Genomic DNA, 628 nt, shown 5'->3' with positions numbered 1-628 from the left:
GCGTCTGAACGTCCCGGCGGCACCGTGCGCATGCTGGGAGTCCGGCCAGGGCCCGGACCTGGTGACAGCCCGGGACATCGCGGCACGCCTGCAGGTCTCGCGACAAAGGGTCGACCATCTCGTGGCCAGCGTCAGCTCAGGATTCCCGGCGCCGTACCGGACGCTCTCGGTGGGACGGATCTGGCTCGCGCCGCAGGTCGACGCATGGATCCGATGGCGTCGGCGAGGCGCTCGATGATCCACGACCCGATGCCCAGAGGACCGATACAGGGACCGCGGCAACCTGCGGTCCCGCCACACCGATTCGATGGGCCGCGCAGGCACTCCACGTGCCTTTGCGGGGCTCGGATCATGACCTCGTGCTTCGGCTGGGTCCACGCGGAGAACGGCTGGGTCTGGCTAAGAGGGTGCACAAACGCTCGACCGAAGGAGGCGGAATGACGGACCAGACTGACCTGCACGACCTGGGTGACGAGCCGCAGTCGCCCGTGGTCGTCTCGCCGCAGGTGAGCGCCGACGGCAGGCCCGGCAAGATCTTCTGGCACGACACGGGCAGCGGGGCCGGCCGGGAGGTCTGGGTGCCCGACCCGCCCGATCTCGACTGACCATCTTCGGGAACCGGAACGAC

1 protein-coding gene is annotated in these 628 nt (G+C 69.3%); it reads left to right on the top strand.

Annotated features, from left to right (window positions below):
* Positions 1-437: 437 nt before the first annotated feature.
* Positions 438-605: an immunoglobulin domain-containing protein gene (locus tag Asi03nite_RS37540; protein WP_203685266.1), complete on the top strand. Its 168-nt coding sequence runs from the start codon at positions 438-440 to the stop codon at positions 603-605.
* Positions 606-628: the final 23 nt, after the last annotated feature.

Origin of the sequence: Actinoplanes siamensis (genome assembly GCF_016862395.1) — a bacterium.
Lineage (GTDB): Bacteria > Actinomycetota > Actinomycetes > Mycobacteriales > Micromonosporaceae > Actinoplanes > Actinoplanes siamensis.
The sequence above is the reverse complement of the archived record's forward strand: the minus strand, read 5'-3'. Positions and strand labels throughout refer to the sequence as shown.

Coding starts and splice junctions, on each gene's coding strand:
- Asi03nite_RS37540 (WP_203685266.1), top strand. CDS start 438: ATGACGGACCAGACTGACCTGCACGACCTGGGTGACGAGCCGCAGTCG.